Source organism: Bradyrhizobium sp. AZCC 2289 (genome assembly GCF_036924615.1).
In the GTDB taxonomy this organism is placed as follows: Bacteria; Pseudomonadota; Alphaproteobacteria; order Rhizobiales; family Xanthobacteraceae; genus Bradyrhizobium.
Genome location: NZ_JAZHRY010000001.1, coordinates 7,001,526 through 7,021,643, shown reverse-complemented (window position 1 = coordinate 7,021,643; position 20,118 = coordinate 7,001,526). Strand labels below are relative to the sequence as shown.

18 protein-coding genes and 1 pseudogene are annotated in these 20,118 nt (G+C 62.6%); 7 read left to right on the top strand and 12 right to left on the bottom strand.

All coding sequences use genetic code 11. From position 1 onward, the window contains the following. Window positions 1–21 precede the first annotated feature (21 nt). On the top strand, window positions 22–720 hold the full coding sequence (locus V1289_RS33365) for a winged helix-turn-helix transcriptional regulator (RefSeq protein WP_334402420.1): 699 nt from the start codon (window positions 22–24) through the stop codon (window positions 718–720). Window positions 721–804: 84 nt separating this feature from the next. Beyond that, entirely contained in the window at window positions 805–1,227 is a 423-nt protein-coding gene (locus V1289_RS33360; protein ID WP_309182952.1) for a GFA family protein, read from the top strand. A 111-nt stretch (window positions 1,228–1,338) separates the two neighbouring features. Here the strand turns inward: V1289_RS33360 and V1289_RS33355 are convergent, their stop codons facing one another. The 7 genes from V1289_RS33355 to V1289_RS33325 all read right to left on the bottom strand — a co-directional run bounded on the left by V1289_RS33355 (window position 1,339) and on the right by V1289_RS33325 (window position 10,270). Then, on the bottom strand, window positions 1,339–1,971 hold the full coding sequence (locus tag V1289_RS33355; protein ID WP_334402418.1) for a flavin reductase family protein: 633 nt from the start codon (window positions 1,969–1,971) through the stop codon (window positions 1,339–1,341). A gap of 103 nt (window positions 1,972–2,074) precedes the next feature. Continuing rightward, complete coding sequence (locus V1289_RS33350) at window positions 2,075–2,692, bottom strand: TetR/AcrR family transcriptional regulator (protein WP_334402416.1); 618 nt, start codon at window positions 2,690–2,692, stop codon at window positions 2,075–2,077. Between the two features lie 18 nt (window positions 2,693–2,710). After that, complete coding sequence (locus V1289_RS33345; protein ID WP_334402414.1) at window positions 2,711–5,851, bottom strand: efflux RND transporter permease subunit; 3,141 nt, start codon at window positions 5,849–5,851, stop codon at window positions 2,711–2,713. 125 nt (window positions 5,852–5,976) lie between these two features. Next, window positions 5,977–7,083 carry an efflux RND transporter periplasmic adaptor subunit gene (locus V1289_RS33340; protein ID WP_334402412.1) on the bottom strand — a complete coding sequence of 369 codons (1,107 nt, stop codon included), beginning with the start codon at window positions 7,081–7,083 and terminating at the stop codon, window positions 5,977–5,979. Between the two features lie 288 nt (window positions 7,084–7,371). Beyond that, window positions 7,372–8,679 carry an MFS transporter gene (locus V1289_RS33335; protein WP_334402410.1) on the bottom strand — a complete coding sequence of 436 codons (1,308 nt, stop codon included), beginning with the start codon at window positions 8,677–8,679 and terminating at the stop codon, window positions 7,372–7,374. A 128-nt stretch (window positions 8,680–8,807) separates the two neighbouring features. After that, on the bottom strand, window positions 8,808–9,974 hold the full coding sequence (locus V1289_RS33330; RefSeq protein WP_334402408.1) for a winged helix-turn-helix domain-containing protein: 1,167 nt from the start codon (window positions 9,972–9,974) through the stop codon (window positions 8,808–8,810). Window positions 9,975–10,039: 65 nt separating this feature from the next. Beyond that, on the bottom strand, window positions 10,040–10,270 hold the full coding sequence (locus V1289_RS33325) for a hypothetical protein (protein ID WP_309182942.1): 231 nt from the start codon (window positions 10,268–10,270) through the stop codon (window positions 10,040–10,042). Window positions 10,271–10,708: 438 nt separating this feature from the next. Between V1289_RS33325 and V1289_RS33320 the strand changes: the two genes are divergently transcribed. Beyond that, window positions 10,709–11,341, top strand: coding sequence for an OmpA family protein (locus tag V1289_RS33320; protein WP_334402405.1), 633 nt, complete (start codon window positions 10,709–10,711; stop codon window positions 11,339–11,341). A gap of 112 nt (window positions 11,342–11,453) precedes the next feature. Here the strand turns inward: V1289_RS33320 and V1289_RS33315 are convergent, their stop codons facing one another. Continuing rightward, entirely contained in the window at window positions 11,454–12,758 is a 1,305-nt protein-coding gene (locus tag V1289_RS33315; RefSeq protein ID WP_334402403.1) for a phospholipid carrier-dependent glycosyltransferase, read from the bottom strand. Window positions 12,759–13,001: 243 nt separating this feature from the next. Between V1289_RS33315 and V1289_RS33310 the strand changes: the two genes are divergently transcribed. After that, on the top strand, window positions 13,002–13,661 hold the full coding sequence (locus V1289_RS33310; RefSeq protein WP_334402401.1) for a FecR family protein: 660 nt from the start codon (window positions 13,002–13,004) through the stop codon (window positions 13,659–13,661). Window positions 13,662–13,663: 2 nt separating this feature from the next. Next, a pseudogene (locus tag V1289_RS33305) lies at window positions 13,664–14,765 on the top strand (hypothetical protein). A gap of 287 nt (window positions 14,766–15,052) precedes the next feature. Here V1289_RS33305 and V1289_RS33300 read toward each other — a convergent pair. Beyond that, the gene (locus V1289_RS33300; RefSeq protein ID WP_334402399.1) at window positions 15,053–16,078 is read right to left on the bottom strand and encodes an alpha/beta hydrolase; all 1,026 of its coding nucleotides are present in this window, start codon (window positions 16,076–16,078) and stop codon (window positions 15,053–15,055) included. A 287-nt stretch (window positions 16,079–16,365) separates the two neighbouring features. On the opposite strand from V1289_RS33300, the gene V1289_RS33295 reads away from it, so the two are divergent. After that, entirely contained in the window at window positions 16,366–17,586 is a 1,221-nt protein-coding gene (locus tag V1289_RS33295; RefSeq protein WP_334402397.1) for a Vgb family protein, read from the top strand. Between the two features lie 68 nt (window positions 17,587–17,654). Here V1289_RS33295 and V1289_RS33290 read toward each other — a convergent pair whose 3' ends face one another. Next, the gene (locus V1289_RS33290; protein ID WP_334407779.1) at window positions 17,655–18,185 is read right to left on the bottom strand and encodes a cupin domain-containing protein; all 531 of its coding nucleotides are present in this window, start codon (window positions 18,183–18,185) and stop codon (window positions 17,655–17,657) included. Window positions 18,186–18,313: 128 nt separating this feature from the next. On the opposite strand from V1289_RS33290, the gene V1289_RS33285 reads away from it, so the two are divergent. Further along, window positions 18,314–18,529, top strand: coding sequence for a CsbD family protein (locus V1289_RS33285; RefSeq protein ID WP_334402396.1), 216 nt, complete (start codon window positions 18,314–18,316; stop codon window positions 18,527–18,529). Between the two features lie 94 nt (window positions 18,530–18,623). On the opposite strand, the gene V1289_RS33280 is transcribed toward V1289_RS33285, so the two are convergent. Then, the gene (locus V1289_RS33280; RefSeq protein ID WP_334402394.1) at window positions 18,624–19,604 is read right to left on the bottom strand and encodes a D-2-hydroxyacid dehydrogenase family protein; all 981 of its coding nucleotides are present in this window, start codon (window positions 19,602–19,604) and stop codon (window positions 18,624–18,626) included. 27 nt (window positions 19,605–19,631) lie between these two features. Further along, window positions 19,632–20,093 carry an FKBP-type peptidyl-prolyl cis-trans isomerase gene (locus V1289_RS33275; RefSeq protein WP_334402392.1) on the bottom strand — a complete coding sequence of 154 codons (462 nt, stop codon included), beginning with the start codon at window positions 20,091–20,093 and terminating at the stop codon, window positions 19,632–19,634. Between the last annotated feature and the right edge of the window lie 25 nt (window positions 20,094–20,118).

Sequence of the window (20,118 nt, the reverse complement as noted above, 5' to 3'; positions counted from 1 at the left end):
CTCAGCCAGATGGAGGGAAGCATGGCCGAGGGTAGCTACAGGCAGTTCTGCCCGGTTGCGATGGCCGCGGAGGTTCTGTGCACGCGCTGGACCGTCATCTTGCTCCGCGAACTCGTCGCCGGCTCGACGCGCTTCAACGAACTGCGTCGCGGCGTGCCGCGGATGTCGCCGGCGTTGCTCTCGCGGCGGCTCAAGGATCTTGAAGCCGCCGGGATTGTCGCCCGCGAGGCGTCGCGCTCGGAGTCCGGCGCATTCGAATATCGCCTGACCGCATCGGGGCGAGAACTTGGACCGATCGTCGAGGCATTTGGCATCTGGGGCCAGCGCCGCATCGAAGCGGATTTGTCGCTCCAGCATCTCGATGTTCAACTCCTGATGTGGGATATGCGGCGGAATCTGAATCCGACGCCGATGCCGCAGGGGCGAAAAGTCATTCACTTCATTTATCCCGAACTTCCGGCCACGCAGCGGTCCTGGTGGCTGATCGTCGACCCCACGGACGGCGTCGATCTCTGTTCAGTCGATCCCGGATTCGACGTCGACCTCTATGTGTCTGTCGACTTGCGGACCATGACCGCGATCTGGATGGGGCTGGATACTGTCCGCGCCGCCGTTGCCAACAAGCGCATGATTTTGACTGGCGAGCGACGCATCGCGTCTGCCATGCAGACCTGGCTCGGTCTCAGCCCGTTTGCAAAGGAGAAGAAGCTCGCGAGCTGACCGCCAGTACAGTTCTGGAACTGGAGGCAGGCCAAAATTTTCCTGATAGTCGAAACGACTTGTTCAACTACGAAAGGAAAACAAATGAGTCACGCCGGAAGCTGTTTTTGCGGAGCCGTCAGACTTGTGGTCAAGGGTGCGCCCGAGGGAATGGGTTATTGTCACTGCCGTTCCTGTCGCTCGTGGTCTGGCGGGCCGGTCAACGCCTTCAGCCTCTGGAAGCCGGAGGCGCTCGAGATCGAGTCGGGAGCCGAGCATATTGCGACGTTTCAGAAGACGCCGCTCAGCGAGCGCAAGTACTGCAGGAAATGCGGCGGTCATCTGATGACCAATCATCCGACCCTCGGGCTGGTGGACGTGTTTGTAGCGACGATTCCGACGCTGGAGTTCAAGCCGGGCGTTCACGTCAACTACGCCGAAACGGTGCTGCCAATGCGGGACGGTCTCCCGAAGCTCAAGGATTTTCCCGCCGAGCTTGGGGGCTCCGGCGAAGCCGTCGCGGAATGATCAACCCGTAAGAAAGAAAGGCCGCCCTTCTCGGGCGACCTTTCAGTCGAGATGGTGCCTGGGCTAGCGGTGGCAGACACCCAAATCACGCGGGCCAGGGCGTGGAGGCTATCAATCCGGCCGGACCATCTCGAACATCGCCTCGGGGCGAATTTCGAAATAATCGCCCTTGCGGCCGGCGCGGACGATCGGGCGGGCGAGGCCGGTCTGGTAGACCCCGTCCCTGATCATGGCCTTGTCGATATGAACGGCGACGACCTCGCCCAAAGTCAGCCAGGCCTGCGCCTTTTCGCCGTTGGCGCCCTGCAGCTGGATGATTTGCGTCAACTTGCACTCGAACGAGACCGGGCTTTCCGCCACCCGCGGCACGTTGACGACCTTGCCGGGCACCGCGGTCAGCCCTGCGATCTTGAACTCGCTGACGTCATGGGCGACGTGGGCGGCGGTTGCGTTCATCTGTTTCGCCAGGTCCATGGTGGCGAGATTCCAGACGAACTCGCCGCTCTCCTGGACATTGGCGACGGTGTCCTTCCAGGAGGTCGAGGAGAAGCCGATGATCGGCGGGTGATAGCAGAAGCCGTTGAAGAAGCTGTAGGGCGCGAGGTTGATATTGCCCCTGGAGTCCCGCGACGAAATCCAGCCGATCGGGCGCGGGGCGATGATGGCGTTGAAGGGATCGTGCTTGAGACCGTGGCCGTTCTTCGGTTCGTAAAAATGCAGGTCTTTCGGGCTTTTCGCGTCCATTTAGGTCTCTTCCTTTTTCGTCATTGCGAGCGCAGCGAAGCAATCCATGCCATGTCACGCGGCGCTATGGATTGCTTCGCTGCGCTCGCAATGACGGTACGGATTAATTCCGGGCTGCGGTTTTAGCCCGCGGCGCCAGCCCCGCGATCACAAAATCGATCATCTCGTCGATGGTCGGCCCCGGCTTGTTGCTGGATTGCGCGATCATCTGCGGATGGAAAAACCGGATCATCGCGGTGCAGGCGCACATCGCCGCCAGCTGAAGGTCGGCAACCTCGAATTCGCCGGACGCCGCGCCTTGCGCGATCACGCTGCCGATCGTCTCGGTGATCAGCTGCATATGGGTCACGCAGACGTCCCAGTCCTCCTCCATCGCGATCTCGACCATCTCATGCAGCTTGGAATCGCCGACATAGCGCTCCGAGTTCATGCGATGGATGGTCTTCATCAGCTCGCGCAGGCGCACCGCCGCCGGGCCGCTCTGGGTCGCGATGGCCTGCGCCGCCTCCTCGACCCCGCCCATCAGGCCGCGCGCGACGCCTTCGTGGATCGACTTCTTCGAATCGAAGAAGCGGTACACGTTGGCCGGGCTCATCCGCAGTTCTTTGGCGATGTCGGCGACCGTGGTCTTCTGGTAGCCGATCTGGCGGAACAGACGCTCCGCCACCACGAGAATCCGCTCGCGGGTGTCGGGTTCGATATGTTCGGCAGTCAGCGTCATTGCGTACTCAATGTTCAATTATTCGGCAGCTTCAGCAAGCGGAAATGCGGGCTGGGCTTCCGTCCCATGTTGCGGCGCAGAAACGGGCAGCTCGCTCGGGCCGCTTTCCTCCAGGCTCTTGCGGAACCAAAGGGCGTAGAGGCCCGGCAGGTACAGCAAGGTCAGGAAGGTTGCAACAAACAATCCGCCCATGATGGTGATCGCCATCGGGCCCCAGAAGGCCGAGCGCGACAGCGGGATCATAGCCAGGATCGCCGCGAGCGCCGTCAGCACCACCGGGCGGGCACGCCGGACGGTGGCTTCGACGATGGCTTCCTTGCGCGTCAGGCCGTGGGCGACGTCGGTTTCGATCTGGTCCACCAAAATCACCGCGTTGCGCATGATCATGCCGGCCAGCGCGATCAGGCCGAGCAGCGCCACGAAGCCGAACGGCTGGTTGGCGATATTCAGGCCGAGCGAGGCGCCGACGATGCCGAGCGGCGCGGTGAGGAAGACCAGCAACAGCCGCGAAAAGCTCTGCAACTGGATCATCAACAGCGTCAGCATGACGATCACCATCAGCGGAAACAGCACGAAAATCGACGCGTTGCCCTTGGCGGATTCCTCGAACGCACCGCCCGCCTCGATCCGGTAGGCCGGCTCGAGGTGATCGCGGATCTCCTGCAGTTTTGGCCAGATCTGGTTGGTGACGTCGGGCGCCTGTACGCCGTCGGCGACGTCGGAACGCACCGTGATCGCCATGTCGCGGTTACGCCGCCACATGATCGGCTCCTCATGCGCATACTCGATCCTGGCGATCTGCTGCAGCGGCACGGCCACACCGTTGCGTGACGTGACCGTGAGGTCGCCGACGCGGCCAAGATCGAGCCGTTCGGACGGCACCGCACGCGCGATCACGCCGACCTTCTCGATGCCGTCGCGGATCGTCGTCACCGGCGCGCCCGAGATCAGCATCGCGAGCGCCTGCGAGACGTCCTGCGGCGTGAGACCGAGCGCGCGGGCGCGGTCCTGGTCGACGACCAGTTTGAGGTAGGGCGACTGCTCGTTCCAGTCGAGCTGCGCCTCCTTGATATTCGGATTCTGCCGCATGACGTCGCGCACCTTGTAGGCGATGTCGCGCACCGCGTTGGCGTCGGGGCCGATGACGCGGAACTGGACCGGGAAGCCGACCGGCGGACCGAAATTGAAGCGGTCGACGCGGACGCGCGCTTCGGACAGCGTGCCGTCAGCGACCGCCTGCTCGATCCGCGCCTTGATCCGCTCGCGGGCCTCGACGTCCTTGGCCACGATCACGATCTCGGCAAAGGCTTCGTTCGGCAGTTGCGGATTGAGGCCGAGCCAGAAGCGCGGCGAGCCCTGGCCGACATAGGAGGTATAGGTCGCGATATCCTTGTCGTCCTTCAGCAGCGTTTCCGCCGTCTTCACCGATTTTTCCGTGACGTTGAAGGCGGTGCCTTCGGGCAGGCGCAACTGCAGGAACAGTTCCGGCCGCTCCGACAGCGGGAAGAACTGCTGCTGCACGTGGCCGAAGGCCACGATCGAGGCCACGAAGACACCGACGGTCGCCAGCACCACCTTGACCCGGTGATCGACACACCACTGGATCATGCTTCGAAGAACGCGATACATCCGCGTCTCATAAACCGCGTGCGGATCGTGGTTATGGTGGACGGTGATGTTCGGCAGCAGCTTGACGCCGATATAGGGCGTGAAGATCACCGCCACGAACCAGGAGGCGACCAGCGCGATCGCCACGATCCAGAAAATGCCGCCGGCATATTCGCCGACCGCCGAATTGGCAAAGCCGATGGGGAGGAAGCCAGCGGCAGTGACCAGCGTCCCCGTGAGCATCGGAAACGCGGTAGATTCCCAGGCAAAGGATGCCGCATGGATGCGGTCCCAGCCCTGTTCCATCTTCACCACCATCATCTCGACCGCGATGATGGCGTCGTCGACCAGAAGGCCGAGCGCGATGATCAGCGCGCCCAAGGTGATGCGGTGCAAATCGAGCGACATCGCATTCATCACGATGAACACGATCGCGAGCACCAGCGGCACCGACATCGCCACCACGATGCCGGTGCGCCAGCCGAGCGCCACGAAGGAGACGAACAGCACGATCGCAAGCGCCTCGATGAAGGAGTGCACGAACTCGCCGACGGCGTGCTCGACGACTTTCGGCTGGTCGGCGATCTGCTCGACCTCGATACCCTGCGGCACCGCCTTCATGAAATCAGCGGTCGCCTTTTCGACGTCCTTGCCGAGCTCGAGGATGTTGGCGCCTTTTGTCGTCACGACGCCGATGCCGAGCGCGGCCTTGCCCTCCTGGCGCACGGTGAAGGTCGGGGGATCGACGTAGCCATGGGTGACGGTGGCGATATCGCCGAGGCGGAACACGCGGCCGTTGCTTTCGACCGGGGTTTCGGCGACGGCCTTCACGCCATCGAGCGCGCCGGTAACACGCAGCGGCACGCGCTGCGAGGAGGTCTCGACCGTGCCGGCCGGGGTGACATTGTTCTGCTTGGCGAGCGAGTCGAACAGCGCCTGCGGGGTGATGCCGAGGGTGGCGAGCTTGGCGTGAGAGAACTCGACATAGATGCGCTCGTCCTGGTTACCGTAGAGATCGACTTTGGTAACCCCAGGCACTTTCAATAGCCGCTGGCGAAAACCTTCGGCGGCCTTCTTCAACTGGGCGTAGTCGGCGCCGTTGCCGGTCATCATATAGAGGATCGAGTCGACGTCCGAGAATTCGTCATTGACGACCGGGCCCAGGACGCCGGCCGGCAACTGGCCCTGCACGTCGACCAGTTTCTTGCGCAACAGGTAGAAGAGATAAGGCACGTCCTTCGCCGGGGTGGAATCCTTGAAAGTGACCTGCAGCGCCGCGAAGGCCGGCTTCGAATAGGTCTGCACCTTCTCGAAGAACGGCAATTCCTGCAGCTTCTTCTCGATGGGGTCGGCGACCTGGGTCTGCATTTCCTGGGCGGTGGCGCCGGGCCAGATCGCGGAGATGTTCACGACCTTCACCGTGAAGAACGGATCCTCGGCGCGGCCGAGCCGCTGATAGGAGAAGAAGCCGGCGGCGCCGAGCGCGATCATGAGGAACAGGATCAATGTCGGATGGCTGACCGCCCAGCCCGAAAGATTGAAGCGCTTCATGTCACTCTCCAAATTCCAAAACCGTATGCATTACGCCGTCATTGCGAGCGAAGCGAAGCAATCCAACGTGCAGCAAAGAAAGTGTGGATTGCTTCGTCGCTTCGCTCCTCGCAATGACGACGGGACTAGAACGACAAGGACGAAACGACGCGGACCTTCTGGGCCGGGTCGATCTTCTGCACGCCGAGCGCCACGACTTTCGCGCCCTCATCGACGCCGCCCGATATGACGACGCAATCGCTCTCATAGGATTTCACGGTGACCGGCTTCAGCGTCACCTCGCTCTTGTCATCGACGATATAGAGCGAGGGATCGCCGCCCTGGCTGTACAGCGCCGACAGCGGCAGTTTTGCGACGCGCTCGGTCGCGGAATCCGACAGCGTCATGGTCGCGGTCATGCCGAGCGAGACACTGTCGCCGGCTCCGGGCAGCGAGAACTTCGCCAGATAAGTCCGGGTGGCGGGATCGGCCGTCGGCGCGATCTCGCGCAGTTTTGCCTCATATTTCTTGTTGGCTTCGGACCACAGCGTCACGGTGGCAACACCGGACTTGGCGCGCCCGACCAGCGTCTCTGGGATAGCGACCACGGCTTCCTTCTCGCCAAGGCGCGCGACGCGGATCGCGGTCTGGCCGGAGGCCACGACCTGGCCGGGTTCGACCAGGGTTGCGGTGACGACGCCGCGGGTGTCGGCCTCGAGCGTCGCATAGGAAAGCGAGTTCTTGGTCAATTCGACCGAACGCTCGGCGCGATTGAGACGCGCGCGGGCTTCGTCGGCGGCGGCCCGGCTCGTGTCCATCTGGGCGTCGGTGGTCCAGCCCTTGGCGCGCAGATCCTTGGCGCGCTGCTCGGCGGCGGCGGCCTGCGCCAGCACGCCGGTGGCGGCGCGGAATTCGGCCTCGGCCTGCTCGGCCTGCAGCTTCAGATCGACTTCATCGAGGGTGGCGAGCGGCTGGCCGAGATCGACGGTCTGGCCGACTTCCACGAGGCGCTTTGCGACCTTGCCGGGAACCCGAAAGCCCATGTCGGCCTCGATGCGGGGCTTGATGGTGCCGACGAAACTGCGCTCCGGGGATTCCGCCTCGTAATGCACCGTCGCCACCAGTACGGGACGCCCGGGCGCCACGATTTCGGCGGCCTTTTCATTGCACCCGGTCAGCGCAAACACGGCAAACGCCAGCGCCGCGCCGGTTAGAAGCCTGTAATAGCTCGAGAAAATCGAACGGGCGAACATCGGCCTCTCCATCATCAACACCGTGATGATGACTATCGAATGTTCACTGATGAATGTCAATATTCGTCAGTGGACACCTAACACACTAATTCGTGAGTTCCTGGGTGGCTAGCGCGTAACGCGTAACCATCCCCGTCGCCCCGGCGCAGGCCGGGGCCCATAGCCACCGATGGTCGTGTTGCAAAAGCCGTCCACCCGCGTGCCCCTTCCCGGGGCCGCGGCGTATGGGTCCGGCCCCCCGTGCGCAATTGCGCACTAGGCCGGGACGACGGATGGAGAGATCTCGGCTTACTGCTTTGCGGCCGCGAATTCCGTCTTGGTCTCGTGGCCACCGAGGAAAACCAGCAAGCCCGCGGCGAGCGGCAACAGCGACAGCACCAGCAATCCCATCGACGTGCTGCCGGTCGCTTCCTTGATCCACCCGATCAGAAACGGCCCGCCGAAACCGGCGAGGTTGCCGATCGAGTTGATCAGTGCGATCGCGCCGGCCGCCGCGGTCCCCGAGAGCCACGCGGTCGGCAAGGTCCAGAACACCGCAAAGGTGCAGAACACGCCGATCGCGGCGATCGTCAGCACGATCATCGTCGTGGTTGGATCGCTGATGTAGCTGGAGACGCCAAGCGCCAGCGCGGTCAAGAGCAGCGGGCCGCCGACATGGGCAACGCGTTCGCGGGTGGCATCGGAGTGCCGCGCCCACAGGATCATCGCGACGGTGCCGAACAGATAGGGGATCGCGGTGACGAATCCGGTCTGGGCGTTGGTGAGGCCGAACGCCTTGACGATCTGCGGCAGCCAGAACTGCATGCCGTAGAGCGCGCCGACGAAGCCGAAATAGATCAGGCTGAGCGCGATCACCTTTGGCGACGTCAGCGCCTGCCCGAGCGTCAAATGCGTGGCCGCCTGCTTGGCGGTGTTCTCGGCGTTCAGCTTTGCCGCCAGCCACGCCTTCTGCTCGGCCGTCAGCCAGCCGGCCTTGTCCGGCCGATCGGTCAGATAGAACCAGCTGACGATGCCGAGCAGCACCGAGGGAATGCCCTCGATGACGAACAGCCACTGCCAGCCCTTCAGCCCCATCGCGCCGTCGAGCCCGAGGAGGAGACCGGAGACCGGCGCGCCGATCACGGTGGACACGGGAACGGCAATGGCGAATGCGGCGAGGAAGCGCGCGCGGTATTCCGCCGGGTACCAGTAGGTCAGATACAGAATGATGCCGGGAAAGAAGCCGGCTTCGGCGACGCCGAGCAGGAAGCGCAGGATGTAGAAGCTCCATTCGCCGCTCACGGTCGCCATCAAGCCCGAGATGATGCCCCAGGTCACCATGATGCGGGCGATCCAGCGGCTGGCGCCGAATTTTTCCAGCGCGAGGTTGCTCGGCACCTCGAAGATGAAATAGCCGATGAAGAAGATGCCGGCGCCCCAGGCGAAGATCAGCGGCGTGAACTTCAGTTCCGCGTTCATGGTCAGCGCGGCGAAACCGAGATTGACGCGATCGAGATAGGAGAAGAAGTAAGCCAGCACCAGATACGGAATCAGCCGCAACGAAATCGCACGAATGGTAGAGGTCTCGATCTCGCTTTTGGCAGGCGTCTGACTCATGGAATTTCCCCCGGTTTCTTGTCCGTGACGATTAGTCACTGCCGCCGCTTCTGGCAACGATCGATGCCCGCGCTAGGCGCGCGCGGGCATTCCGTTGCTGCGGGGCTTCCCGGTTCCGATCGGGAGTTTCACTCCGCGAGCTGAAACCGCTCGAAACGATCCAGTTCCTCCTCGATGCGGCGCTTGAAATCCTTGCGTGCGCCCTTCTTCTCGCCCTTGCCGACCCAGCTCCATTTCTGCATCAGCATTTTTTTGTTCTTGCGGTCGGTCTTGAGATCAACGGCGGCGACGATGTCGTCGCCGACCAAGACCGGCAGCGCGAAATAGCCGAACAGGCGTTTTTGCTTCGGCACATAGGCCTCGAAACGGTGGCCATAGCCGAAGAACAATTCGGTGCGCTTGCGCTGGATAATCAGCGGATCGAACGGCGACAGGATGTGCACCAGGCCGGGATCGCCCTCGCCGATCGGCTCAAGCGTCGCCGGATCCGCCCAATGCTCCTGCTTGCCCGCGCCTTCCAGTGCGACCGCGACCAGCTCCTTGCGGCGCACGCGCGCTTCGATCAGCCGCCGGATCGAAGCCTTGCTCGGCGCGTCGAGATGGCAGATCGAATCCAGGCTCACGATCCCCTGCGCGCGAAGCGCGCGATCGAGCAAGTAGGTGGAAACTTCCGTCGCGGAGGCCGGTTTCGGCGGCTTGTCCCAGCCGAAATGCCGCGCCATCAGCTCATAGGTCTTCAGCATGCCGGCGCGTTCTGCGATCGTCACCTCGCCGGAATAGAACGCCAGCTGCAACGCCCGCTTCGAGGGTTTGCGGCTCGCCCACAGATGCTCCTTCTCCGTCAGCACATCGTCCTCGATGTCGCGGATGGTCAGCGCGCCGTCGCGCCGCAGCAGCTGCATCACCTTGCGCGTGTCCGCCGCGCTGACGGATGAAAGCCATTTATGGCCTTCGCGCTTGTGCAGCTTCATCGCGGGCAGGAAGAAGCGCAAATCCTTCGCGGGCACATACGACAGGGCGTGGGTCCAGTATTCGAATACGCTCTTGTCGACGCTCTGGGCCTGCCACAGATCGGCACGCCGATAGCCGGGGATGCGGCTGTAGAGAATGTGATGATGGCAGCGCTCGATCACGTTGATGGTGTCGATCTGCACATAGCCGAGATGCTCGACCGCGGCTGCGACGGCCAACGGCCCGTCGCCAAACGGCACCGGCGTATCGAGCCGCTGGGCGCGCAGCCAGATTCGCCGGGCCTCGGTCTTGGTCACGGGATGGGGGGCGGTCGCGCGGGGCATTGCGCGCAATGTAGCGGGATTCGCGCGTATGAGGAGGCCCGGATTTCAGTGAGCTGTGCGCTCCCTCACCGCTTCGGCCGCTCCGTAATACTGCCGGTCGCGACCTCGGCTTCGCAGGAAGCCTTGCCGCGCTCCGGGGCCTGGCACCGGTACAGGTTCCCGGTGAGACGATCGACCAGCCACGCGCTCTCTTCGGTCGGGCCCTCGAACGCGAGGTAGCGGCCGCCAAGTGCCGTGATCAGCGTCGACAGCAAGATCGCCGCCGCGATCATGGCCGCGCCAATCAAGACCGGCATTGCGCTTGCCGGACCGGTGCGATCCGGTGTGCCTGTGCGATAATTTTGGTACTCACGCTGACGCTTTACTGAAAACACCCGCCCGCCTGTTTCGCTCTACGATCGCCTTCGCGAGCCATTTTCTTAAGTCCCCATCTGGCCGATTTGTTGTCCGCTACCCGGCGCTGGCGCGACCGCATTAAGATTGGAGATGAACAGCAACGTAGAGCACACAGAGCGATGCATCGATCGAACCCGATCGAGGGACGCTGCGACGGGGGCGCAATAGTGTCGGACGCCCTACCGGTTCCAGCGCCGCGAAGCCGCTGTTCCGCAACGTGATCTGGATCACATTCGTCGGTTTGAACCTGTCCTATCCTCGCAACATCAAAACTCCATGCACGCCAAAAAACGCCATGCGCGCCAATTTGCAGGGCGTAAACCGTGAGGATTAGGACAATGACACGCTTTCATGGACTTTCCATCGTGACAATCGGCGCCGCGCTGTCGATGACGGCGGGCCTGGCACTGGCTGGCGACAACACCGTTTCGGCCGATCAGATCCTGAGTGCGCTGAAGCCGAGGCCGCTGACCCGCGGCCTGTCGACCGGCGTACAGGTGGACCCGGCGGTCCAGGCCAAGGAAACCAGTTTCGTCGATACGCTGCGCAACCGCAAAACCCGGTCGCTCTCGCTCGGCGAGCGCGAGGAAATCGCGGAGATCGCATCGAACAAGCCGAAGATCGATCTCGAGATTCACTTCGACTACAACTCGGCCGACATCAGCAAGGGTTCGACGCAGGCGGTGCAGGAACTCGGCAAGGCGCTTTCGAACGCCAGCCTGAAGGATTCGACCTTCGTGGTGGCCGGTCATACCGATGCGATCGGCGGCGAGGCCTATAACCAGGATCTCTCCGAGCGCCGCGCCGACACGATCAAGAAATACCTGGTCGACAAGTACGGCATCGCCGGCGCCAACCTCGTCACCGTCGGTTACGGCAAGACCAAGCTGAAGGATCCGAACGCGCCGATGGACCCGGCCAACCGCCGCGTTCAGGTCGTCAACATGGACACCAAGACCGCGTCGAAGTGACGGGGTGCGATCGATCCGCCTGCCGGTTGCGGCAGGCGGATTCTTCTTCTGAGGCCGGACAACGTTGTTCTGGCGTTCGCGGAGACGACTCGTTGCGATGCCCGCGCACGTCTCAGATCCAGTTCTGGAAAATCATCAGCCGGTTGAACGTCTCCATCGAGGTTCCGATGAACGCGGCCGAGATCGGCAGCATGACGGCGAAGCCCGCGAAACCGACGAGGACGAAGGCCCATAACAGCCAGCGCGGCGTGTTGCCACGCCGGAGCGCATAGACCAGCGCGAAGCTCGCGGTGGTCGCGGCCGGCAGATAGTAATAGATGAAACCGAGCGTTCGCGGCAGCAGCGCCCAGGCAAGGTAAGGCCCGAAGTAGAACGCCAGGATCAGAAATGCATCCGCCCGCCGCGTCACGATCCAGTCGCGCAGGCAGATCGCAACCGCGAGCAGCGCCGGCCACAGGATCAGGGGATTGCCGAGGAACACCACTGCAGCGATCCGGTCGTCGCCGACCTTGTCGAACAGATACCAGACCGGGCGCACCAGAAACGGCCAGGACGGCCACGGGCTCATATAGGTGTGGCCGGCAATTGCGGTGGTCGTGTTATCGGTAAAAATCCGGCGTTGCGCCTCCATTATATCCGGCAGCGACAGGCCGTAGAGCGGAATGAAGCTGGCGAGATAAACGGCCGCCGGAATCAGCACGAAGCACGCGGCGCAGTGATAATATCTGAAGCCGGGCCAGAGGTCGGGACGGTACCAATCCTCGGTGTTGCCATCCGCAAATTGCGTACGCCAACTTTGCATCAGGCGGATCGTGCCGACGATCACGATGCAGACCGCGAGCACGAACAACCCGCTCCATTTGCAGGCGGTCGAGAGACCGAAGGCGATGCCGGCGAGCGCGAACCAGAGATGCGGCCTGTGCTTCCGGAAACCATGCATGAAGGCGGCGATCGCGAACAGGCTGAAGGCGAGCGAAAAAATATCCAGCATCGCGATCCGCGACTGCACGAACAGCATCTGGTTGAAAAACGCGAGCAGGCTGGCGGCGATCGCAGGTCCCTGGGCTGCAAACAGCGCCAGGCCGCATAGATACACCGCGACAACAGCGAGCGATCCGAACAGCACGCCCGGATAACGCCAGCCCAGCGGCCCGTCGCCGAATGAATGGATCGACAGCGCGATCAGCTGCTTTCCCAGCGGCGGATGCATCGGGTTGAGCATCGGCGTCGGCATCACGGGCTCGAGCAACTGCCGCGCCGCCGGCACATAATGCACCTCGTCGAAATAGAATTTCTCCGGCGTGGTCAGGCCGATCAGCATCGCGAAATGCGCGATGAAAAAAATAACTCCCGCAATAATGGCGGTATGCGCGGCCGAACGACGGAGAACAGAAGGTGATTTGCGCACGATGCTCACGGATCAATGGAATTACGGACAAAATCAAGTGTGAGCGGAGCGGATTTTTATGTCCATCGCATTGAACGCATCCTGGTTTCGTTGCCACTAACCATCGGGCTAGTAAGGCGCTGCTTGTGATAAATCTGCCACATCGCATGCACACGCGATCCGGTACGATGTCGGGATAGATCGATCGGTAATGAAATGAATTCGCGTCACTGCTTTTTTTCTGCATTTGCGTTCAGTTTGGTAGTCGCGCTGATGGCAAGTCCCGTTCACGCGCAAACCCGCGTCGGCGAAGCCGCCGTCATCAAGAATGAAGTCGTCCGCGTCGCGGCATCGGCAACCACCCAGATCAATGTCGGCGATAGCCTGTTGCGGGACGAAGTCGTGCGTACCGGCCTCGACAGCGCGGCGCGGCTGGTGATGGCCGACAGCACCAATTTGTCGCTCGGTCCGAATGCGACGATCACGCTCGACCGCACCGTGTTTGACGACGAACACCATTATCGTGACGTCGCGGTGAAGTTGACATCGGGCGCCTTTCGCTTCGTCACCGGAAATTCGCAAAAGGCCGCCTACAAGATCACGACGCCGCTCGCGACCATCGGCGTCCGCGGCACCATCCTCGATATCCTGTCGCAGCGTGGCAAGAGCACCATCAAGCTGCAGGAGGGTGCCGCGACCGTCTGCACCGTCACCTTTCAATGCATCGAGCTGACCCAGCCCGGCGACACTGCGGTCATCACCTCGACCGGCGGCAAGATCACGATTGTAAAAGCCAACAACGTCCTCTGGAGCTTCGCATCCAATTGCGGCGGGACGCCCGGGCTTTGCAGCACCAGCCAATATGCCGACGCCTCGCCGGCCGTGATACCGTCCGTCGAAGACGATCCCACCGGCATGCTGTGCGGGCGCTGACGATGGCAAGATTCATCCGCTGCCTGTTCGCGTCGGCCGCACTCGCCGCAATCTGGCTTTTGCTGGTTCAGATCCAGCCGTCGCCTGCGTTTGCGGCGGGAGACACCGTTGTGAATGGCGATTGTACCGAGTGTGGCGCGACGCCAACACCAACCCCGACGCCTACTCCCACGCCGACCCCCAGCCCGACCCCCCACCCCGAATCCGACCGGCTCGGATTCCAGCGGGGGATCGATCAACGATCTGGCCAAGCAACGCTTCAACCAGATGATCACCAATCGCGTGCTCGGCTCGGTGCTGCTCGGCGTCAACGAACAGGTCAACTGCAGCGATTGCGTCAGTGCATTCGGCTCGGCCGGATCGTTTTCGGCCGGCATCCACGGCCGCAAGAGCCTGACCGCCAATCTGTCGCTGCTGGCGGGCATCGCCTACACCCAATACAGCGAGGGCGGCTACAGCGTCACCAGCGCGCCGATCGGTGCGTTCGCGCTGCGCTATGATTTCGTCGACTGGGGCTCGTCGCGGCCGTTCTTCGATATCGGGGCGATCCTCACCCCCTATGAGAAAGTGCGCTATCGCCGCGGCTACATGACGAGCCTCGGGGCGGTGTCGCTGGATAGCCAGACAACGGCAGACAATTACGGCGCCTATGGCCGTGCGGGCTGGATCAGCCGGCTGTCGCCGCGCGATGAAGTCGCAGCCTCCGTCGAGGTCTGGCAGCTATGGCAGCGCGTCAAGGGCTACACGGATCCCGCCGCCGCGTTCAACCCGTTCGATGCCTCGATCGCCGGCGGCACCGATCGAACCAACCTGGTCAAGGTCGGCGGGCAATGGACGCATCTGTTCGGCTCCAGCGTCGAGGCCAATATCAATGGCGGGTTCGTGCAATCCTTTGCCTCGCATTCCGGCATTGTCGCCACCGTCACCGGCGATGGCCTGGTGGTGCCGACGATCGGAAACCAGAACTGGTTCGAATATGGCGGCCGCCTCGGCTTCCGGATCACCAATGGCTGGATTGCCGACCTCTTCGTCAACGGCACCGCCGGCCCGCAGCCGGTCGGCAACACCATCCACGGCGGCGTCGGCCTGCGGATCAGTTACTAGGCTGAGTACCAGACCGCGACCGTCATCCTGAGAGTCTGCGAAGTTATCTCGGACCTCATCCTGAGGAGCGGCGTCTTCGCCGCGTCTCGAAGGATGGCCGCGAGTACGTGTGTTGCGTCCATCCTTCGAGACGCTTGCTTCGCAAGCTCCTCAGGATGAGGTCCGTACTATCCGTCATCCTGAGGAGCCGCGCATTTGCGCGGCGTCTCGAAGGATCGACGGCCCGGGTGTCTCATCCTTCGAGGCTCGCGGAGCTAGCGGCACCTCGCGGCTATGTGCCGGTCAACTTACGTCGCAATCGGGGTCGGCATCGTCAGAAACGCCCGCGTGACGTGCCAGAACAATTGCCGGTTGGTCGCCAGCGTCACCGAATGGGCGGTGCCGGGCAGGATGATGAACTGGCGGTCGCCGCTCGGCAGCTTGTTATAGAATTCCTCGAGGTCGGCGACGGTGGCGATGCCGTCATATTCGCCGCGCACCAGCAGCACCGGCGCCAGCACCTTCTCCGGATGCACCACCGGCAGATTGGCGGTCATGTCGAGATAGGTGCCGGTCGGGATCTGGTCGCCGAACACCATCTCGGCGTCCGCCAGCGCCTCAATGGCGGCGGGATCGGAGGTGCCGGGCTTGTCGCGGGTAGCGATTGATCTGATCATCTCGCGGTCGCGTTTGCGCATGTTGTGCGAGCGATAATATTCAAGCTGCTCGGCGCGTTTTGTCAGGGTCGGCGATCCCTCGCCCTTGTAGGTGAAGGCTGCGAACACCAACCGGTCGATGTGCTCGGGCGCCGCCATGGCATAGGCGCCGGCGCGCAGTGCGCCGGAGGACTCGCCGAGGAAATGAAACTTCTTCCGGCCGGTTTCGCGGGTAACGACTTCGACGGCGACCTTGAGATCCTCGACGCCGCTGGCGATATCGGCATTGCCGGACGTGCGGCCCGACTTGCCGTAATTCTCGTGATCCATGGTCCAGCAGTCAAAACCGTAGCGGGCGAATTCGTTCATGACCGAATATTCGCCGTGCCCGGGCACGTTGAGATCGAACGTCCTGGATGTCACCGACGAGCCATGGACGAAGAACAGGACCGGCCGTGCCGGCTCGCCGGCCTTGGGCGCGCCGAGCCGCTTGCGATATATCCACAGCGGAATATCGCCCTTCTTGGCCCAGTATTCGCTGCTCCAGATTTCGCCGCCCTCGGATGCATCCGCGGTCGCGGCCTGCACCGGCATGGCGCCCGTCATCCCGGCGGCCACACCCACGCCAATGCCCTTGATCACCGCGCGCCGTGGCAGCGGATGCTTCGAACCAGTCATAGCTGATCTCCCTTTCGCTCCCGGATTCCTCGTCCGGTGTTGCTGTCGCCACGATAGCAGCCCGCGCGCTTGTTTGCGAGTGAACCGACGCAAGCGCGTGTCGCTCCATTCCACAATGTCGGATGAACCCACGATTTTGTGAACAAGGCCGCCAAAACAGCGCGCGCCTGCGCTCGGGAAGACGGCTTAGTCTTGGCGGCCTCCTGACCGGAAAAATCCGGCATGAAGCATGGGAGCGAATTGATGCGCAGCGGGGCACCGTAGAGCGCGAAACTCAGGGAGGAATCATGTTCAAAACATCATGCGCGGTTTTGACGACTGCGCTGCTCTGCTGCGGATTTCCCGCGATCGGCCAACAGCTGCCCGACGGACCCGGCAAGGAGTTAGCCGAGGCCAATTGCAACATCTGCCATACGTTGTTGAGCCGCGTGGGTTCGGGCTATACGGCGAGTGGCTGGAGCACCGTGCTGCGGATGATGGTCAATCAAGGCGCTCCGCTGCCGGCTGATCAGATCGAGCCGCTCAAGGCCTACCTGGTCAAGAGCTTCCCGGAAAAGGGCAAGCCCGACGGCGTGGTCATTCCGGGACCGGCCGAGGTTTCGTTCCAGAACTGGCAGGTCCCCACCCCGGGCTCACGACCGCATGACCCGTTGGCAACGAAGGACGGTGCGCTCTGGTACACCGGCCAATTGGCCAACGTGCTCGGCCGGCTGGATCCCGCGACCGGCAAATTCACGGAATTCAAGCTCAAGACGCCGCACTCCGGACCGCACGGGCTGCAGGAGGACCATGACGGCAACATCTGGTACACCGGCAACACCGGATCCTTGATCGGAAAGCTCGATCCGAAGACCGGAGCCGTCACCGAATACCCGACCCCGGAGCAGGGCGATCCGCATACGCTCATCTTCGACAAAAATGGAATCCTGTGGTTCACGATGCAGAACCTCAACCGGATCGGCCGTCTTGACCCGAAGAGTGGCGAGATCAAGCTGCTCACGCCACCGACAGCCAATTCGCGCCCCTACGGCATGGCGTTGAATTCGAAAGGCAGCATTTTCTTCGTGGAGTTCGGCACCAACCAGGTCGGCAGCATCGATCCAAAGACGATGGAATTTCACGAGTACCGGCTGCCGGATGCGGCATCGCGACCGCGCCGCATCACGATCACGAGCGACGACATCGTGTGGTACTCCGACTACGCGCGCGGTTATCTCGGCCGTCTCGATCCGGCGACCGGCAAGGTGACGGAATGGCAGTCGCCGAGTGGACCGAAGTCGGAGCCGTATGGCATCTCGGCGATCAACGATATCATCTGGTATAGCGAGTCCGGCTCGACCCCGAATACCGTGGTGCGCTTCGATCCCAAGACTGAAAAATTCCAGAGCTGGGCGATCCCCGGCGGCGGAAACATCGTGCGCAACACGTCGGTCACGCGCGACGGCAATTTCCTGCTGGCCGACAGCCTGATGAATGACATTACGCTGGTCACGATAAAACGGGACTGAGGCAAGACGACGGATATCGCATGCGATTCCGCGGGCGACGCTTAAGCGTCGCCGGCGGATAGACGCCCCTACTTCTTCTCCGCCGGGTCCCTGTGCACCGGGTCGACCCACAGCACGGTCTCCGGCTTCTCCACCGGCTCGATGTCGAGATTGATCGCGACTGCCTCGCCGTCGCTGCGCACCAGCACGCATTCGAGCGTCTCGTCGCGGCTGGCATTGATTTCCTGATGCGGCACGTAAGGCGGCACGAAAATGAAATCGCCGGGACCCGCTTCCGCGGTGAACTGCAGCTGCTCGCCCCAGCGCATCCGCGCCTTGCCCTTCACGACATAGATGATGCTTTCGAGATGGCCGTGGTGATGCGCGCCGGTCTTGGCGTCGGGCCTGATGGTGACGGTGCCCGCCCATAATTTCTGCGCCCCGACGCGCGCGAAGTTGATCGCGGCCTTGCGGTCCATGCCCGCGGTCGACGGCACGTTGGGATCGAGCTGATTGCCGGGAATGACACGGACGCCGTCATGCTTCCAGCGCTCGTCGTGATCGTGGGAATGATCGCCGTGGGAATGACCGGAATGGGTGTGATCGTGAGAGCCTGACATCATGCTGCTTTCGCTGAAATGTTCATTCGCGAACGGTACATAAAACCGTGATCGCAAGCCAGACGAATAAAGGAACGATCGCCGCATACGAGGCTTGTCCTGTCGACGCTTAACAAAGGAGAGTTCCCATGGGTTCAACGGCAGACAAGATCAAGGGCACCACCAACGAAGCCATCGGCAAGGCCAAGCAGGGCATCGGCGAAGCCACCGGTTCCGATCGCCTGCAGGGCGAAGGCGTGATTCAGGAAGTGAAGGGCAAGGGCCAGAAGGCCGTCGGCGACGCCAAGGAAGCGACGAAAGATGCCGTCAACAAGGCGGCCGCCGCGGCGAACAAGAATCTCTGATCGGCGCTGGTAAAACTGGAATCGAAGAGACCGGTCCATTTGGGCCGGTCTTTTTTGTTACCTCGCCCCGCTTGCGGGCGAGGGAGTTCGAACATCACCGCCGGTTGCCCATCACATCCGGATTAACGACATTCGTCGGTGTGCCCGCGGCGTAAGCCACGATCTGGTCGAAAATATCCGTGAACTGGATTTCGTATTCGTCGCGCGAGACGTAGCCGAGATGCGGGGTGCAAACGACGTTGTCCATGGTCAGCAGGGGATCGTTGACGTCGCGCAGCGGTTCCTTCTCGTAAACGTCCACCGCCGCCATGCCGGGCCGCCCGGCCCGCAGTGCATCGACCAGCGCATTCGGCTCGATCAGCGGCGCGCGGCTGGTATTGACCAGGAGCGCCGTCGGCTTCATGCGCGCGAGATCGTCCGCCCTGACGATGCCGCGGGTGCCATCGACCAGCCGCATATGCATCGAGAGCACATCGCATCGCTCGAAGAAGTCTGCCTTGCTGCTGGCGGTCTCGTAACCGTCGGCGCGCGCTTTCGCCAGTGCTGCTTCCCGCGCCCATACCAGCACCTTCATGCCGAACGCCTTGCCGTAACCGGCAACGACCGCCCCGATCCGCCCGTAGCCGTAGATGCCGAGCGTCTTGCCGCGCAAGGTGTGGCCGACACCGATCTGCCATTTGCCGGCCTTTAGCGCCGCCATCTGCTGCGGGATCGCGCGCATCGCCGAGAGGATCAGGCCCCAGGTGAATTCGGCGGTGGAATAGGACGGCGTATCGGCGTGCTGGCCCGACGACACGACGATGCCGAGCCGGGTGCAGGTGTCGATGTCGATATGGGGATAGACGCTGCGCTGACTAATCAGCTTCAGCTTCGGCAACCGCTCCAGAAGTGGCGTGCGGATTTGCGTCCGCTCGCGGATCAGCACCAGCGCTTCGGTGTCGCGCAGGCGTTCCGCCAGCGCGTCAACATCCTGAACGTGATCGTTCCAGATCGTGACGTCATGGCCGTCGAGCTTGCGAAAGCAGTCGAGGGTGCGCAGCGTGTCGAAATAGTCGTCGAGGATGGAGACCTTCACGATACGCGCTCCCTTCCCTCGCGGCGCTTATTTCACTGCGAGCAATTCGACATCGAACATCAGCGTCGCGTTGGGCGGGATCACACTGCCGGCGCCGCGGGCGCCATAGCCGAGCGCGGGCGGGATGATCAGCGTGCGCTTGCCGCCGACCTTCATGGTGGCGACGCCCGCGTCCCAGCCGGCGATCACCCTGTGCTGCCCGATCGGAAATTCGAACGGCTCGTTGCGGTCGACGGAAGAGTCGAATTTCTTGCCCTTCACGCCGTTTTCGTAGAGCCAGCCGGTGTAATGCATGACGCAGGTCTGGCCGGGTTTCGGCGAAGCGCCGGTGCCGACAGTGCTGTCGATGATCTGCAAACCTGATGCTGTGGTCATGGGTTTTCCTGCGGTCTGGGCTGATGCCATCGTGGCAATAACAACGGGCGTTGAAACCGCTGCCGCTATCGCGGCAAAGCTGGTTTTGATGATCGTGCGTCGGGAAGATCGCATATTGAATACCTCTTCTGAAGGACGG

What these genes read in the sequence shown, in the direction of transcription:
- V1289_RS33365 (WP_334402420.1), top strand. Translation starts at nt 22, where the DNA reads ATGGCCGAGGGTAGCTACAGGCAGTTCTGCCCGGTTGCGATGGCCGCG.
- V1289_RS33360 (WP_309182952.1), top strand. Translation starts at nt 805, where the DNA reads ATGAGTCACGCCGGAAGCTGTTTTTGCGGAGCCGTCAGACTTGTGGTC.
- V1289_RS33355 (WP_334402418.1), bottom strand. Translation starts at nt 1,971, where the DNA reads ATGGACGCGAAAAGCCCGAAAGACCTGCATTTTTACGAACCGAAGAAC.
- V1289_RS33350 (WP_334402416.1), bottom strand. Translation starts at nt 2,692, where the DNA reads ATGACGCTGACTGCCGAACATATCGAACCCGACACCCGCGAGCGGATT.
- V1289_RS33345 (WP_334402414.1), bottom strand. Translation starts at nt 5,851, where the DNA reads ATGAAGCGCTTCAATCTTTCGGGCTGGGCGGTCAGCCATCCGACATTG.
- V1289_RS33340 (WP_334402412.1), bottom strand. Translation starts at nt 7,083, where the DNA reads ATGTTCGCCCGTTCGATTTTCTCGAGCTATTACAGGCTTCTAACCGGC.
- V1289_RS33335 (WP_334402410.1), bottom strand. Translation starts at nt 8,679, where the DNA reads ATGAGTCAGACGCCTGCCAAAAGCGAGATCGAGACCTCTACCATTCGT.
- V1289_RS33330 (WP_334402408.1), bottom strand. Translation starts at nt 9,974, where the DNA reads ATGCCCCGCGCGACCGCCCCCCATCCCGTGACCAAGACCGAGGCCCGG.
- V1289_RS33325 (WP_309182942.1), bottom strand. Translation starts at nt 10,270, where the DNA reads ATGCCGGTCTTGATTGGCGCGGCCATGATCGCGGCGGCGATCTTGCTG.
- V1289_RS33320 (WP_334402405.1), top strand. Translation starts at nt 10,709, where the DNA reads ATGACACGCTTTCATGGACTTTCCATCGTGACAATCGGCGCCGCGCTG.
- V1289_RS33310 (WP_334402401.1), top strand. Translation starts at nt 13,002, where the DNA reads ATGGCAAGTCCCGTTCACGCGCAAACCCGCGTCGGCGAAGCCGCCGTC.
- V1289_RS33300 (WP_334402399.1), bottom strand. Translation starts at nt 16,078, where the DNA reads ATGACTGGTTCGAAGCATCCGCTGCCACGGCGCGCGGTGATCAAGGGC.
- V1289_RS33295 (WP_334402397.1), top strand. Translation starts at nt 16,366, where the DNA reads ATGTTCAAAACATCATGCGCGGTTTTGACGACTGCGCTGCTCTGCTGC.
- V1289_RS33290 (WP_334407779.1), bottom strand. Translation starts at nt 18,185, where the DNA reads ATGTCAGGCTCTCACGATCACACCCATTCCGGTCATTCCCACGGCGAT.
- V1289_RS33285 (WP_334402396.1), top strand. Translation starts at nt 18,314, where the DNA reads ATGGGTTCAACGGCAGACAAGATCAAGGGCACCACCAACGAAGCCATC.
- V1289_RS33275 (WP_334402392.1), bottom strand. Translation starts at nt 20,093, where the DNA reads ATGCGATCTTCCCGACGCACGATCATCAAAACCAGCTTTGCCGCGATA.